Origin of the sequence: Emticicia aquatica (assembly GCF_923079645.1) — a bacterium.
GTDB lineage: Bacteria > Bacteroidota > Bacteroidia > Cytophagales > Spirosomataceae > Emticicia > Emticicia aquatica.
In genome coordinates this window covers 1214669-1230162 of the sequence record NZ_CAKLPY010000001.1, presented here as the reverse complement: position 1 = coordinate 1230162, position 15494 = coordinate 1214669, and the positions used below count along the sequence as shown (strand labels likewise).

Annotated in this window: 11 protein-coding genes; 6 read left to right on the top strand and 5 right to left on the bottom strand. The window is 33.1% G+C overall.

The genetic code is table 11. The annotated features are described in order from the left end of the window. Positions 1–71 precede the first annotated feature (71 nt). The 3 genes from MJQ71_RS05415 to MJQ71_RS05405 all read left to right on the top strand — a co-directional run bounded on the left by MJQ71_RS05415 (position 72) and on the right by MJQ71_RS05405 (position 6810). Positions 72–3326, top strand: a complete 3255-nt coding sequence (locus tag MJQ71_RS05415) for a SusC/RagA family TonB-linked outer membrane protein (RefSeq protein WP_238805217.1) — start codon at positions 72–74, stop codon at positions 3324–3326. 26 nt (positions 3327–3352) lie between these two features. After that, the gene (locus MJQ71_RS05410; RefSeq protein WP_238805215.1) at positions 3353–5116 is read left to right on the top strand and encodes a RagB/SusD family nutrient uptake outer membrane protein; all 1764 of its coding nucleotides are present in this window, start codon (positions 3353–3355) and stop codon (positions 5114–5116) included. 158 nt (positions 5117–5274) lie between these two features. Beyond that, a complete protein-coding gene (locus MJQ71_RS05405) occupies positions 5275–6810 on the top strand; it encodes a c-type cytochrome domain-containing protein (RefSeq protein WP_238805213.1) in 1536 nt (511 codons plus the stop codon). 46 nt (positions 6811–6856) lie between these two features. On the opposite strand, the gene MJQ71_RS05400 is transcribed toward MJQ71_RS05405, so the two are convergent. After that, positions 6857–8407: a GH3 family acyl-acid amido synthetase gene (locus tag MJQ71_RS05400; RefSeq protein WP_238805212.1), complete on the bottom strand. Its 1551-nt coding sequence runs from the start codon at positions 8405–8407 to the stop codon at positions 6857–6859. A gap of 47 nt (positions 8408–8454) precedes the next feature. Next, positions 8455–9222 carry a 5'/3'-nucleotidase SurE gene (gene surE / locus MJQ71_RS05395; protein ID WP_238805211.1) on the bottom strand — a complete coding sequence of 256 codons (768 nt, stop codon included), beginning with the start codon at positions 9220–9222 and terminating at the stop codon, positions 8455–8457. Between the two features lie 109 nt (positions 9223–9331). Between surE and MJQ71_RS05390 the strand changes: the two genes are divergently transcribed. Further along, positions 9332–9838 (top strand): GNAT family N-acetyltransferase, encoded by a 507-nt coding sequence (locus tag MJQ71_RS05390; protein ID WP_238805210.1) that lies wholly within the window; start codon positions 9332–9334, stop codon positions 9836–9838. Here MJQ71_RS05390 and murI read toward each other — a convergent pair. After that, positions 9830–10609 (bottom strand): glutamate racemase, encoded by a 780-nt coding sequence (gene murI, locus MJQ71_RS05385; protein ID WP_238805209.1) that lies wholly within the window; start codon positions 10607–10609, stop codon positions 9830–9832. The two genes, MJQ71_RS05390 and murI, sit on opposite strands and share 9 nt — an antisense overlap. A gap of 49 nt (positions 10610–10658) precedes the next feature. Then, positions 10659–12281 carry a replicative DNA helicase gene (gene dnaB / locus MJQ71_RS05380; RefSeq protein WP_238805207.1) on the bottom strand — a complete coding sequence of 541 codons (1623 nt, stop codon included), beginning with the start codon at positions 12279–12281 and terminating at the stop codon, positions 10659–10661. A gap of 257 nt (positions 12282–12538) precedes the next feature. Between dnaB and MJQ71_RS05375 the strand changes: the two genes are divergently transcribed. Both MJQ71_RS05375 and MJQ71_RS05370 read left to right on the top strand, forming a co-directional pair. Further along, positions 12539–13489: a PhoH family protein gene (locus tag MJQ71_RS05375; RefSeq protein WP_238805205.1), complete on the top strand. Its 951-nt coding sequence runs from the start codon at positions 12539–12541 to the stop codon at positions 13487–13489. Between the two features lie 51 nt (positions 13490–13540). After that, a complete protein-coding gene (locus MJQ71_RS05370; protein WP_238805203.1) occupies positions 13541–14818 on the top strand; it encodes a M43 family zinc metalloprotease in 1278 nt (425 codons plus the stop codon). A 33-nt stretch (positions 14819–14851) separates the two neighbouring features. On the opposite strand, the gene MJQ71_RS05365 is transcribed toward MJQ71_RS05370, so the two are convergent. Continuing rightward, entirely contained in the window at positions 14852–15466 is a 615-nt protein-coding gene (locus MJQ71_RS05365; protein WP_238805201.1) for a DUF2911 domain-containing protein, read from the bottom strand. Positions 15467–15494: the final 28 nt, after the last annotated feature.

The window sequence follows — 15494 nt, the reverse complement described above, 5'->3', positions numbered from 1 at the left end:
GATTAGATATTAAATTATTTTAATTTTATATTTGAATGTTTACATTTTCAACCTAATCAATTTATCAATTTATGAAACACGCATACCCTGTTCCAATCAAGGTAAAAGTTTTAATGCTTTTGCTTTTTTTGACAAGTTCATTAGTTTTTGCCCAAAAAAAGGTATCTGGTAAAGTTTCAGATGCTGAAAGTGGCATTGGTTTGCCTGGTGCAACAATTCAAGTTAAAGGTACTAATAAAGGCACTTCTTCAGACGCAAATGGAGCATTTTCACTTGATGTTCCTGCGGGTTCAACTATTGTAATCTCCTCAATTGGTTATGTGACTTTAGAAGAAACAGTTGGCAATCGTTCAATAATTGATGTTGTTTTACAATCTGATGCTAAAGCTTTAAGTGAAGTTGTTGTAACTGGTTACGCAAGCCAACGTAAAAAAGACATTACTGGAGCTGTAACTGTTGTAGGTGCAAAAGAATTGACTTCATTACCAACAGCGAGTGTTACCCAAATGTTACAAGGTAGAGCTGCTGGGGTTACCGTCGGAAACGATAACTCTCCTGGTGGCGGTACAATGGTTCGTATTCGTGGTTTTGGCTCAATTAACAATAACAGCCCCTTATATGTAATTGATGGAACGCCAACACAAGGAACTTTAAACCAAATCAATCCTAATGATATTGAATCAATGCAAGTATTGAAAGATGCTTCTGCGGCGTCAATTTATGGAGCGAGAGCAGCCAACGGAGTAGTAATCATTACTACAAAAAGAGGTTCATCTGGCGAGCCCAAAATTACATTTGATATGTACACTGGTACTCAACGAGTTGGAAAAACTTTAGATTTGCTTAATACAAAAGAACTTGGTCAATACTATTATGAGTCTGAAATTGGAGCTGGTAAAACACCTGGTACTTCGCCCTCAGCTCAATATAAATTTGGCCCAGATGGTTCACAAACGATTGCAGATTATATTTATCCAAACGTGTATGGCTCTCTTCCTTCTAATTACACTTACACAAATGATATTGCAGACCCAAATCTAGGAAAAACTGCATTTAACATTACTAAAGCTAATAAAGAAGGAACAGATTGGCAACATGTAATTTTTGGACCTGCAAAAATTTCTAATTATCAATTAGGAGCTACAGGTGGTTCAAAAAATGGTAAATATGCTATTTCAGGTAGTTATTTTGACCAAGATGGTATTTTGAAATATACAGGCTACAAACGTTATTCTGTGCGTGCGAATACTGAATTTACTAAAAATAGATTAACTTTTGGTGAAAACTTTACAGTTTCGTATGATGAAAGAATTGGTGTACCAAGTGGAAACAATAACGAAAGTAATCCAATTATGTTCGCTATTCGTATTCAACCAATTATTCCAGTTTTTGATATTACAGGTGGCCCTAAGGCATTGGGTGGTACTAATACTTCGGATTTGAATGGTTTTGCTGGAAGTAGAGGTTCAAACTTAGGTAACGCACCAAATCCATTGGCTAGACAATGGCGTGAAAAAGATAATATTATCAAAGGAACACACATTTTTGGTAATGTATTTGCAGAATTAGGAATCTTAAAAGATTTAAAATTCAGAACAAGTTTGGGTGTTGAGTTTAATAATTATAATTTCTCTCAATATTTTAACCGTGATATTGAAGCGGCTGAACCTCGTAGTTCAAACAGTTTAACTGTTTCAAATAACTTTGACCGTGCCATCACTTGGTTTAATACATTAAATTATAACAAAACAATCGGCAGCCATTCATTTAATGTATTAGTTGGAACTGAAGCTGTTTCTACTTATGCTTTCGGTTTTAGTGCCGCACGTAGTAACTACGCATTTGATAATTTATCATATCGTTATCTTAATCTTGGTGCTGCAGCTGGTTTAGCAAATTCAGGTTCTGGAGCAACTATTAGTGCATTATTCTCGCAATTTGGTAAAATCAACTATTCATACAAAGATTTCTTATTGGCTGATGTTACGATGCGTCGTGATGGATCTTCAAGATTCTCACCAGCTTATCGTTATGGTGTTTTCCCAGCGTTTTCACTTGGATTACGTTTGACAGAGTTTGATTTCATGAAGAAATTAACTTTTGTTGACGATTTAAAAATTCGTGGAGGATGGGGTAAAACAGGTAACCAGTTGATTCCTAACGTATATAATGCCTATACTTTATATACTCCAGACCCATTAAATAATGCTTATGATATTACTGGTTCAGGAAACTCAATCGCAAATGGATTTGATTTATCTCAATTTGGTAATCCAAATGGCCGTTGGGAAACAAATACTTCTACAAACGTTGGTATTGATGCAACGATGTTAAAAAGTAAATTAGAAGTGATTTTGGATTTATACTCACGTACTACTTCAAATATGCTTACGCAAGTACCAATTCCTAGAACTGCTGGAACGGGTTCAATTCCTTATGTAAATATCGGTGAAGTAAACAATAAAGGGGTAGATTTGAATATCACTTACCGTGATAAAATTGGCCAATTGCGTTATACTATTAGCGGAATGATTAGTAAATACAAAAACAATGTTGTTAAGTTAAATAATGACCCTAATGCAACTGTTTTTGGATTCTCAACTCGTCTTCCAGCAATTTCTGTAACAAAAGCAGGTCTTCCAATTGCTAGTTACTATGGTTATATCATTGACGGTGTAATTAAAGATGATGCTGAAGCAGCAGCTGCTCCAAAATTTGGAACTTATACAAGAGCTGGTGTTTTCAAATTTAGAGATGTTAACGGTGATGGTATCATTACTGCGGCTGATAAAACTATCATCGGAAATCCTCATCCTGACTTCACTTATGGTTTTAACATTAATTTAGGCTATAAAAACTGGGATTTAGCTATTTTCGGTCAAGGTTCGCAAGGAAATGAAATTTTTAATTACTTAAAATATTGGACTGATTTCAATACATTCCAAGGAAACCGTTCGGCTGATATGCTTTATAAATCTTGGAAAAAACCAGGGGATAATGCTTTATTACCTCGTTTGAATTCACAAGATGGTGTTAGCCAACAAATTTCTTCATATTTTGTAGAAGATGGCTCATATATGCGTATCAAGAATATTCAGTTGACTTATACTTTCCCAACTGCAATGGTTTCTAAAATTAAATTAAGTTCTGCTCAAATTTATGTTCAAGGACAAAACCTTTTCACATTCACAAAATACAAAGGTCTTGACCCAGACATTAACTTAAGAAACTCTGGAACTGATAACCAAGATATTCACATGGGTATCGATGAAGGTGCATTCCCAGTGGCTAAATCTTATAACGTTGGTTTAAGATTAGGATTTTAATTTAAAAAACATTTAAAAATATTAAAATGAAAAAATTATTAATAATAGGATTGATAGGAATAAGCGTTTCTTGTTCTGAGTCATTTTTCGATATTCAGCCTCAAGGAGCAGCTTCATTGGCTTCATTGAGCAACAAAAATGGTGTAAATGCCGTATTGATTGGTGCTTACTCATTACTTGACGGCGTAGGTGCTGGTAATACAGGACGTCAATCAACGATTTCCAATTATGTTTTTGGCGGAATTACGAGCGGTGATGCCGTAAAAGGTACAGATATTGGTGACCAACCAGAACAAGAATATATAGAACAATATAACTGGTTGTCAGACAATACTTATTTCTTAGGAAAATGGCAACATTCTTACGATGGTGTTGCTCGTGCAAACGAAGCAATTCAATTAGTGGCGAGTCCAGAAATAAAAGACATGACAGATGCAGAAAAAAATCAAGTAATTGCAGAAGCAAGATTTTTACGTGGACACTATCATTTTGAAGCAAAAAAAATGTGGAATAAAGTACCATATATCGATGAGAAAATATATGTTGCTGCTGACCCAAATTCAACCAAAATACCGAATGATCAAGATATTTGGTCAAAAATTGAAGCCGATTTTCAATTTGCTGCTGATAACTTACCAGCTGTGCAAGGTCAAAAAGGTAGAGCTACAAAATGGGCTGCTAAAACTTATTTAGCAAAAGCACTTATTTTCCAAAAGAAATGGGCTGCTGCTAAAGCTTTATTGGAAGATGTTTATAAAAATTCTGGCAAAAAATTAATGCCAAATTACCATGATAATTATCGTAATATCACTAATAATAATGCTGAATCAGTTTTTGAAGTTGAGTTTTCAATCAATGATGGTACAAATGGAAATAACGGAAACGCTGGAGATAACTTAAACTGGCCATATTCTGCTAACTCTCCAGGTAGAGGATGTTGTGGATTCTATTTACCGTCGCAAAACTTGGTAAATGCCTTTAAAACCGACAGTAATGGTTTGCCTTTAATTGGTAATTCACCAGATGGAACTGAAGATACCTATAACAAAGTTGATTTACCAAATGACCAAGGCTTAAAATCTGATCAAGCATTTAATCTTGATAGAACAATTCCAGTTGACCCACGCTTGGATTGGACTGTTGGACGTAGAGGTGTAAATTTCCTTGATTGGGGACAAATGCCTGGCTATTCATGGATACGAAACCAAAACTATTCTGGACCATACATTGGAAAAAAATGGATGTATTATTTAGCAGATGAAGGTAGTTCAACTCACTCAACTTCTAAAAGAAACGTAAATAACAACTACCGATTATTAAAAATGTCTTCTGTTATTTTATGGTTAGCTGAATGTGAAATTGAATTAGGAAACCTACAAGCTGGAGAAGAATATGTAAATATGATTCGTAACCGTGCAAAAACTGGCTCAGTTCAAGATCCTTCAATTAATTATGTTGTAAATCCTTATCCAAGTGGTACTTTTGCTGCAAATGGAGCTGACTTTGCTCGTAATGCCGTTCGTATGGAAAATCGATTGGAATTTGCAATGGAAGGTCACCGTTTCTTCGATTTAGTACGTTGGGGAATTGCTGAAAAATACCTTAATAAGTACGTGGCTGAAGAGTCAGTTGACGGTGTAGATATGAGTGGTAGAACTTATAACAAACGTGGTTATTTGAAAGGAAAAGTATTTACTTCTAAAAATGCTTATTTCCCACTTCCAAATGATGAAATATTGAATAGCCAAAAAGATGGAAAACCTACATTGGTTCAAAATCCTGGCTATTAATTTTATTAAAAAAACTATTTTCTCTTTAAGAAAATGATTTTAAAAGAGTCAAAACTTTATGTTTTGGCTCTTTTTTTTGATTCTTACTTTATGATTCGTATTTTTGAAATACTAACTTGTCTAAACAAGTTGCACTCAATCCTAAGATATTAAACTATATGTTTTACTCACCAATTCTTCTTTCTATAAATGAATGGACCTCCTTTTTTGGGCGTTTCCATCCTCTTTTAGTTCATTTACCTATTGGATTTTTATTACTAATTGCCATCATTGAAATCCTGAAAATATCTGGTAAATTAGAAATCAGTTCTGATTTTGTCAAAATTTCATTATTTGTAACTGGACTAATGGCTTCATTGGCTTGCGTTGTAGGATATTTTCTTTCACTGGAAGGCGGTTATGAAGAAGAAATGCTAAGTGAACATAAATGGCAAGGTATCTGGATGACAATTTTTTGTTGGATTGCCTGGTCTTCAAAAAATGACTGGTTAACAGATAAAATTGGAATAAATACGGTATTCTATATTCCATCTTTGATTTTTGCAACTTTAATGATGTTTGTTGCAGGGCACCATGGAGGCAATCTTACACATGGCGAAAATTATTTAACGGAAAATACACCAACTCTTTTACGGCAATGGTTTGGCATGTCAGAGAAAAAAAACAATGACAAATTATCAGAAAGAACAAAAATTGCAAATGTCAATGACGCAATGGTTTACCAAGATATAATTCATCCAATTTTTAAGGAAAAATGTGAGCAATGCCATAACAAAAATAAAATAAAAGGTGAATTAAGAATGGATGATATTTCATTATTACAAAAAGGTGGTAAAAATGGGGTTATTTTCAAGGCAAATAATATTGCTGAAAGTGAGTTTATTAAAAGAATTTTATTGCCCGAATCGGACGAACATCACATGCCACCAAAAGGTAAAAATCAAGTTTCTGAAAACGAACTTTCGTTAATGAAATGGTGGGTTGAAGAAGGTGCTTCATTTACAAAAAAAGTTTCACAACTAGCTGTAAATGAATCAATTAAACCTGTTTTGGCAACACTTGGTGGTGGAATGGGAGTTGCTGTTTCATCAAATTCTATAGTAAAACAAGTAAAATTTGAAATGGAAGAAAAATTACTCACAGCAGAAGTCGATGCCATTGATAATAATGTTTTCGAGGAAATAAAAAAATCAGGTGGGATGATTTTGCCATTATCTCAAAACACTAATTATGTTGAACTTACGTATCTTAATAATGCCAAATTTGCTGATAATGATTCGAAATTAATAGCAATAGCTCCAAATCAAACTTTATGGTTAAAACTGAATAATACACAGATTACTGATAAAGCATTAACAGAAGTTTCCAAACTTTCAAACTTAACTCGCCTTCATCTCCAAAATACAAAAATTACTGACAAAGGTTTAGACCAATTAAAAACGCTCCAAAACCTAGAATATCTTAATTTGATTGGTACATCAATTACCGATACTGGATTACAACGATTAGCTTTGCTCAAAAATTTAAAAAAGATATTTTTATGGAAAACAAAAGTAAGTCAAGTCGGTGCAGAAAAACTCAAAAAATCATTGCCCAATCTTGTAATTGATTTAGGTATGACAGAACAACAAATAGCAACATTGTTAAAAGCTAAAGCTGATACAATTAGTGATGATGTTTATAAGAAGAAATAATAAAAGGCCTGAATTATTAATAATTCAGGCCTTTTTTAGGTCATGTTCAGGAATAATTTTCTTTTAAAAATGTTTCCCATTCATCAATTAATTTCCCTTTTAAAACTCTCGGAAATTTGTGTTGACCACCAACTTTACCTTTCATTTTCATCCAATCATAAAATGCCTGACTTGGAAGTGCTTTTACAAAAATATTTTTCAAACCATGTTTCCTCTCAACAGCATAATCATCGTTTAGTTCGCAAATCTTTTTGTCAATTAATTCGCAAAGTTGTTGTTCATCCACTTTATCATCAGTAGCGATATACCATTGATGAGCAAAAAGAGGTGGATGTTTTACTCCAATTACAGTAAACTCTCTGATATCAAGCCCTAAATCTTTAGAAACAATTTCAATGGCATGATTCATATTGTCAACTGAAAGATGTTCTCCACATAAACTCAAAAAATGCTTTGTTCTTCCAGTAATTTTGATTTCCATGCGTTTTTTATCAGTAAATTTAACTGTATCGCCAATTAAATAACGCCAAGCTCCAGCACAAGTAGAAATTAGAAGTGCATAATCAATATCTTCTTCAACATCCTGAACCATTAAAGTTTCAGGATTTGAAACTAAATTACCGTCTTCATCAAAATTGTTTTCATTAAAAGGTATAAATTCAAAGAATATACCTCGATTTAAGACTAATCTTAAATTTCCATCTGGACGGTCTTGGTAAGCCAAGAATCCTTCTGAAGCCATGTATGTTTCAATATAGATTACTGGTTTTCCAAATAATTTTTCAAGCCCTTGTTTGTATGGTTCTAACGAAACTCCGCCCCATGCAAATGCGGTCAAATTAGGCCACATTTCATGAATATTATTTAGATTATATCTTTTTATAATTCTTTCGAGTAAAATTGTATGCCATGCAGGTACACCCGCTAAAAATCCAATATCCCAGTTTGGAGCATTTATTGTAATGTCTTCAAGTTTATTTTCCCAATCTTTTAGTGCAGAAATTTTTTGACCTGGTTTATAAAAGTTTTGAAACCAAATCGGGATTGTTCCAGTAGTTATACCGCTCAAATCACCTTCATAATGTGAATCAACTTCATTCAAGGCGGTGCTTCCACCTAGCATTAAATAGCCTTTTTCATACAAATCTGCTGGCAATGAAGTATATTGTCCTAGTGTAATAATTTGATTAATACTCGTTCTCTGAATAGCTTTAATCATATCCTTAGTAACTGGAATTGCTTTAGACGCAGCATCAGAAGTTCCCGAACTCAAGGCAAAATATTTTACTTTACCAGGCCAACACACATTTTTTTCACCCAATCGAGCTTTATACCACCAATCTTGATAAATTTTACTATAATCATAAATTGGAACATATTTTTTATATTTTTCATAAAACTCAGTATCTCCTTCAAAAATGGCTGAACTTAAAATTTCTTCAAAATTAAATTTTTCACCAAATTGAGTATAACGAGCCTTTGAAATGAGTTTCGTAAAAGCTTTTTTTTGCCATTTAGCTGGTTTAATTTTTCTGATTTGTTGAATAGTACTTGTAAATTTGATACTACTTTTCAATAATCTACCTAAAACTGCCATATATTTACATGAAATAATAAGTTAATGATTCTATTTTGTTGTACTAATCAAAGTTTCCACCTTTTCAATTCTTTAATTGTATTATGGGCAGTCATATCGTAATGCACAGGTACAATTGCAACATAATTTTGACTTAATGCGTGTAAATCTGTTCCTTCAGCATTTGGTTCTCGATTCACGAAATCGCCACCCATCCAAAAATATGGACGCCCATGTGGGTCTTTTCTTGCATCAAATTCTTCGTGCCAATAACCATTTGTTTGACGGCAGATTTTTACACCTTTAATAGGATTTTCACTGTAAGCAGGAAAATTAACATTTAAAGCAACATTTGCAGGAAATTCGTTTGCTAAAGCTTTCTCAGTAATGCGTTTTATCCAACGTTTAATGTGAGTAAACTCTGCATCATACTTAAAATCATCTAAAGAAAAACCGATTGAAGGAATCCCTTCTATTGCTCCTTCAACAGCGGCAGACATTGTTCCCGAGTAAATGACTGAAATAGAAGAATTTAGTCCATGATTAATTCCACTTACTACTAAATCAATCTTACGGTCTTTCAAAAAATGATGTTTTGCCAATTTTACACAATCGGCGGGTGTTCCCGAACACTCGTAGGCTTCTATATTTTTGAATATTTTATTTTTTTTAACATGAATCGTACTATCTACAGTAATTGCATGACCCATTCCAGAATTTGGGCTATCGGGAGCAACAACAAAAACTTCACCGATTTTTCTCATTACTTCAATTAAAACAGCAATTCCTTTAGATGTTATTCCATCATCGTTGGTAACTAATATTAGTGGTTTCATATTTTTGTTGTAGCGAAAATTGATTCGCAGAAATAATTTTAGTGCAAATTAACAAAATGTTATGCAAGCAGAGTTTATATTTGCCTATAAATTTATAAAATTTAAGACTATGTCTCAACAAGGAGTTACCTACAGAAATGCAACGCACAAAGATATTAAAGTGATTCGAGAAATTGCTAATAAAACTTGGTTTGTTACATACGAACCTATTCTTGGAAAGGAGCAACCACAATACATGTTTGATTTGATTTATAGTGAAGAGGCATTAGCAGAACAAATGAATAATGGTCAAACATTTGTTTTACAACTGATTGATAATCAAGTCGTTTCGTTTGCTTCTTATTCTGAAAAAGATGATAAAAATAAGATTTATAAATTGAATAAGTTATACTTGAATCCTGATTTTCAAGGGGGAGGTTTTGGCCGAAAAATCTTAGAGGAAGTGGAAAATCAATTAACGAAATTAGGTGTTAAAACCTTAGACTTAAATGTAAATAGATTCAATAAAGCTCGTTTTTTTTATGAAAAGGTTGGTTTTAAGATGCTTTTAGAAGAAGATATTCCTATTGGACCATATTGGATGAATGATTATGTGATGCGAAAAGAATTAGTATAATGTTTTAATAAAATCAATATATCTATTAAATCGCATTATGTTTACCGTTGGCTTGCCCGATTCGATGTATTCAATGGAAAATTTGCTCTGACTATTTTCAAGCAAATTCATTTTTTCTAAAATATTTTTTAAATGTCTAGCCGTGCCTTCATTTCCATCAAAAATACTTAATTGAGGAGCTAATTTCTTGAATATTGGCTCAAAATAAGTAAAATGAGTACATCCTAATACAAAAGAGCCAAATTTACGCAGTTCAATCTGATTCAAAGTTTCCTTTATATAATTAAATGAAGGACCGTCAAAAATTTCATTTTCAGCAAACTTTACTAATTCTGGCAAAGCCATTCTTTCAACAATTGTATCTGCATTAAGAGAATCAACTAAACGTTGAAATCTATCAGAACGAAGTGTTATTGGTGTTGCACAAACCAATATTTTTTTTCTTGCACCATTCAATTTCGTAGAATCATAATCAACAGCCACTTTAACGGCTGGCTGAATGGCAATAATTGGAATGTTCAGTCGACTTCTTAAATCTTCAACACAAACATTTGTAGCAGTATTGCAAGCCAAAACGATTGCTTTTACATTTTTTTGGAGAAAAAAGTTGACAGCATTTTCAACAAATTCCTTGATTTGTTCTTCAGTTTTCGTACTGTAGGGAACATTTTCAGTATCAGCATAGTAGCAATACTGCTCATTTGGCAATTGCTCAATAATTTCGTGCAATAAAGTCAATCCGCCGATGCCTGAGTCGAAAACACCAATCATGAAAAAATGAGTAGATTTTTCCTTTCTTAATTAAAAGGAAAAATATTGTTTAAAATGGAAAATCCTTTTCATCATCCAAATTTCGTGGTTTATTGGCTTTACTACCTAGTGTTACAGTTCCACCCAAATTGGGACTTGGATTAACACTTTTTTCAAAACTTTCTAACGAATTTGCCGTATTTATTGGTTTTGGCATATTGAAATCTCCAAAACCATCTTGTCCAGGTAAAGGAGAATAAAAACCGTCTAAATCGGTAAATTTCGTATATTTTCCAATAAACTTTAGCTTAACAGTATCAACATCACCACTTCTATTTTTGGCAATAATTACCTCACCAATGCCTTCGGTTGAATTTCCTTGTTCATCTTGTGTGATTTTATAATATTCAGGACGATACAAAAACATAACCATATCGGCATCTTGCTCAATCGAACCAGATTCACGTAAATCTGAAAGTTGAGGTCTTTTATCTCCACCACGCGTTTCAACAGCACGACTTAATTGAGAAAGAGCAATCACTGGAACATTGATTTCTTTTGCAAGATTTTTCATTGCTCTTGAAATAGCGGCAATTTCTTGTTCCCGATTTCCTTTTGCCCCGCCACCACTATCAGCAGTCATTAGCTGCAAATAATCAATAATTACTAGACCAATATCAAATTGAGCTTTTAAACGACGACATTTAGCCCGCATTTCCAAAATCGAAAGGGCAGGAGTATCGTCAATATAAATTGGAGCAGCTGATAAATTTTTAATTTTTTGGTGTAATTGAACCCATTCGTGGTTTTCGAGTTTACCTTTTCTTAGTTTATTACTGTCTATTTCGGCTTCAGCTGAAATCAAACGTAACATCAATTGTGTTGCTGACATTTCGAGTGAAAACATCGCAACTGGTATATTCCATTCGACGGCGGCATTTCTCATTGCCGAAACTACAAAAGCAGTTTTTCCCATCGCAGGTCTGGCTGCAATAATTGTTAGCTCGGTATTTTGCCAACCACTTGTAATTCTATCAAGTGCTGTAAAACCACTGGCAACACCCGTTAAGCCATCTTTATTATTTTTCTTTTTCTCTAACTCTTCAATCGTTGCACGCATGATGGTACTTGCATCAGCGTAATTTTTACGAATATTTCTTTCGGAAATTTCAAAGAAAGTTTGCTCAGTTTTATCTAAAAGATTGAAAACATCAGTTGTGTCCTCGTAGGCATCCTTTAAAATATCCCCTGCAATTTTTATCATGTCACGTTTAATCGCAGATTGAGTGATTATACGGGCATGAAATTCAATGTTAGCGGCCGAATTAACTTTATTTGTTAATTTGACTAAATATGAAGCTCCACCTACGAATTCTAACTCACCATTACTTCTCAGTTGAGTTGTAACTGTAAGCATATCAATTGGCTCGGATTTACCAAAAAGCTGCAGAATTGCATTATAGATTCTTTGGTGTGATTCGCGGTAAAAACTCGATGGCTGAAGAATATCAACAACCGCCGTGAGTGCATCTTTTTCAATCATTAAAGCACCCAAAACAGCTTCTTCAAGTTCGATGGCTTGTGGAGGAAGTTTACCAGTTTCTGTACGCAAAGTTTCTAAAAAGAGGTTTTTTCCAAAGCCTCTTGGATTTTGGTTGCTATTAGACGAATTATTTTGATAACTTTTTTCCATAATATTAACACAATGTTAAGAAGAAAAAAGGTTTTTTAAAAGTGCTATCCATTTAATCAAAACCTTAAAAGTTTTATAAAAGACTGATAATCAGTAGTAAAGTAACTTTTTGATATTTTTTTGTGGAAAAATAAGCAAATATGTGAATAATTTTTGAACTTTGGGTGTCACAATAAGTCTATATACTGAATAATAGTCTTAGTGATTTGGTCGATAGTTTGGTACAATTTACAACGATTTAACAAAACATTTTAATTTTGACAGATAAAGTATTTACGTTGGATGAAGAAATTTCTTTGACTGATTTTCTTGGAGTAGAAAATATTAATATCAAAGAAGTGGCGAGTGCATTTCCATTGAGCAAAATTATTTCGCGTGGAAATCAAATATTGATTAAAGGAAATACAGATGAAATAAATCGAATTTCTGATGTGCTAGATTTGCTGATTCAGCATTTGCAAAAATATGGTAGGTTATCAACCGAACAAGTAAAAAGTTATTTGAAAGAAGATGCAGAATCTGCCACGCATGAAACTCCTGATGATGAACTAATTTTAATAGGCACAAAAGGTAACGCAATCAAGGCAAAAACTGCTAACCAAAAAAAAATGGTTGAAGCAGGAAAAACGTTTGATATTGTTTTTGCAACCGGTCCTGCTGGAACTGGAAAAACTTATACAGCTGTTGCTCTTGCTGTGAAGGCTTTGAAGGAAAAACAAGTTAAAAAAATTATAATTACAAGACCTGCAGTTGAAGCGGGTGAAAATCTTGGTTTTTTGCCAGGAGATTTGAAGGAAAAAATTGACCCTTACTTACGTCCAATTTATGATGCGTTGGAAGATATGATTCAATCTGAAAAGCTCAAATTTTATATTGAAAATCATACGATCGAAATTGCTCCGCTTGCTTATATGCGTGGTCGAACGTTGAATAATGCTTTTATTTTGCTTGACGAAGCCCAAAATACAACACCAATGCAGATTAAAATGTTTTTAACGAGAATGGGGCCACTTTCAAAAGCATTTATAACAGGAGATAAAACGCAAATTGACTTGCCTACCAAACAAAAATCTGGTCTGGCTGATGCCTTACATATTTTGAAAGATATTAAAGGAATCGGATTTATTGAGTTGGATGATAGAGATGTAGTTAGGCACAAGTTAGTGCGTGATATTTTGAAAGCTTACGAAAAATCTGAGGCAAACTAGATTACATAAATGCTTGCAACCCAAAGTGTTAATGTTCTCGTCTTTAATTTTATGAAAAAAAAAATAAACATTTTACTTTTTTTTGTTTTGGTTGGATTTACTTCAATGGCTCAAAAAACACGTATTTGTGCGAATGAAGTATGTGATTCCATTGCAAAATTTTCTAATTCACAATATAGTGTACGAAAAATTAGGTATGAGCAAGCACTTGAAGCACAGATAAATTCTCAAAAAAACTTTAGGATTGCAGCGGAGATTATTAGAATTCCGGTAGTTGTTCATGTTATTCATAACCAAGCAAATGGAGCAATTATAGGAAATAATATTTCTGATGAACAGATATATTCTCAAATTAAAGTTTTAAACGAAGACTATAGAAAAAAAGAAGGTACATTAGGTTATAACACTAATCCAGTTGGTGCTGATGTTGAAATTGAGTTTTTTTTAGCAAATATTGACCCTTTAGGAAAGCCATCTACAGGAATCACACGCTCTTATTCAACCAAAAAAGATTTTAATATAGTTAATGATGCTGATAGAGAAATAATGTCTAATCTTGCTTATTGGGATAGTAATAAATATCTTAATATTTGGATAGCAACTTTCAGTTCAAGTTATATTGGTTATGGTGAATTTCCTTTTGCTGAATCAATTGAAGGGCTTGACTCTGAATCCAATGAACGACTAGATGGTGTTTTTATTGATTATACTGTTTTTGGAAAAAAAATTGGTACGAATACAAAAGGAATTTATAGTTTTGGCAGAACAGTAACGCATGAAATTGGCCATTGGATGGGATTATATCATACATGGGGTGATGAAAGATGCGGTACTGATTATGTAGCTGATACCCCAATTGCAGCAGGGTCAAATAATTCTGCATTTTGTAAGGATATTTTTTCAACTTGTTCTGGAACACGAACAAGGAATATGATTGAAAATTATATGGATTATTCTCCTGATTCATGTATGAATATTTTTACTCAAGGCCAAAAAGAAAGAATGAGAGCGGCTCTTGATTTGAGTAAAAGACGAAAAAGAGTACTTAATTATGCAAAGTTTCAGTTACCACCTTCTGAAACTTTGCAAGTGAATTTCCAAAACCCTTTGCCACTAAATAATCTTCAGTTTCAAATATTATTGCCTGATTTTCAAGATTTCAATGTCGTTTTGCGTGATAATTTTGGTCGTGAAATTTATAACGAATCCTATACAGATTTACCAAGTACAGTTATTACTTTGAAGAATAAAGATTTATCACCAGGAATTTATATTCTTACTGTTACTTCAGTTCAGCAGGTGATTCAGAAAAAAGTTGCTTTGTATTGATATTTTGGCACAAAATTTATTTGTGCCAAAATATTAATTTTTTCTTCGTTTCTTCTTTTTAGTATTTTTTTCAATTTCTCCAATTTTCATAATTGGAACACTAATTTTTACATTATCCCATAACAGATACATATTAAAACCATTTTGAATATCTTCAAATTGAATCGTGAATCCTTCGTAAATGTCAGAGTTTAATTGAACGCCCGTTTCATAAATCAGTACATTTTTATTGGCATCATAACTAAAATCACCCCATTGACCTAGTTCAGAATTTAAAATAATTGTCCATTTTTCTTTATCAGGAATACTAAAAAGAGTATATGTTCCGGCCGCTAAGTTTGTTTCTCCAATTTTAACGTTTGTTGTAAAAGTGATTTCTGTTGCTTCATTTGCCCCAGTTCGCCATAATTTCCCGTAAGGAACTAGATTTCCGAAAATTTCTCTACCTTTTTTTAATGGTTGTCCATAAGTACATTTTACGTAATTATTTTCAGTTGTTTTTAAATTTGCAATCACGATTGGACTATTACGGATTTGCGGTTTTACAATACTATCAACTAGTATTTCTGCTCTAGCGATGGTTGAGGAATAGATTAATAATAGAAAAAGAAATACAATCGACGGTGTTCTCTTTGGGTAAGATTTCATAATTTAGCGTTTTGATTACAAAAAAATC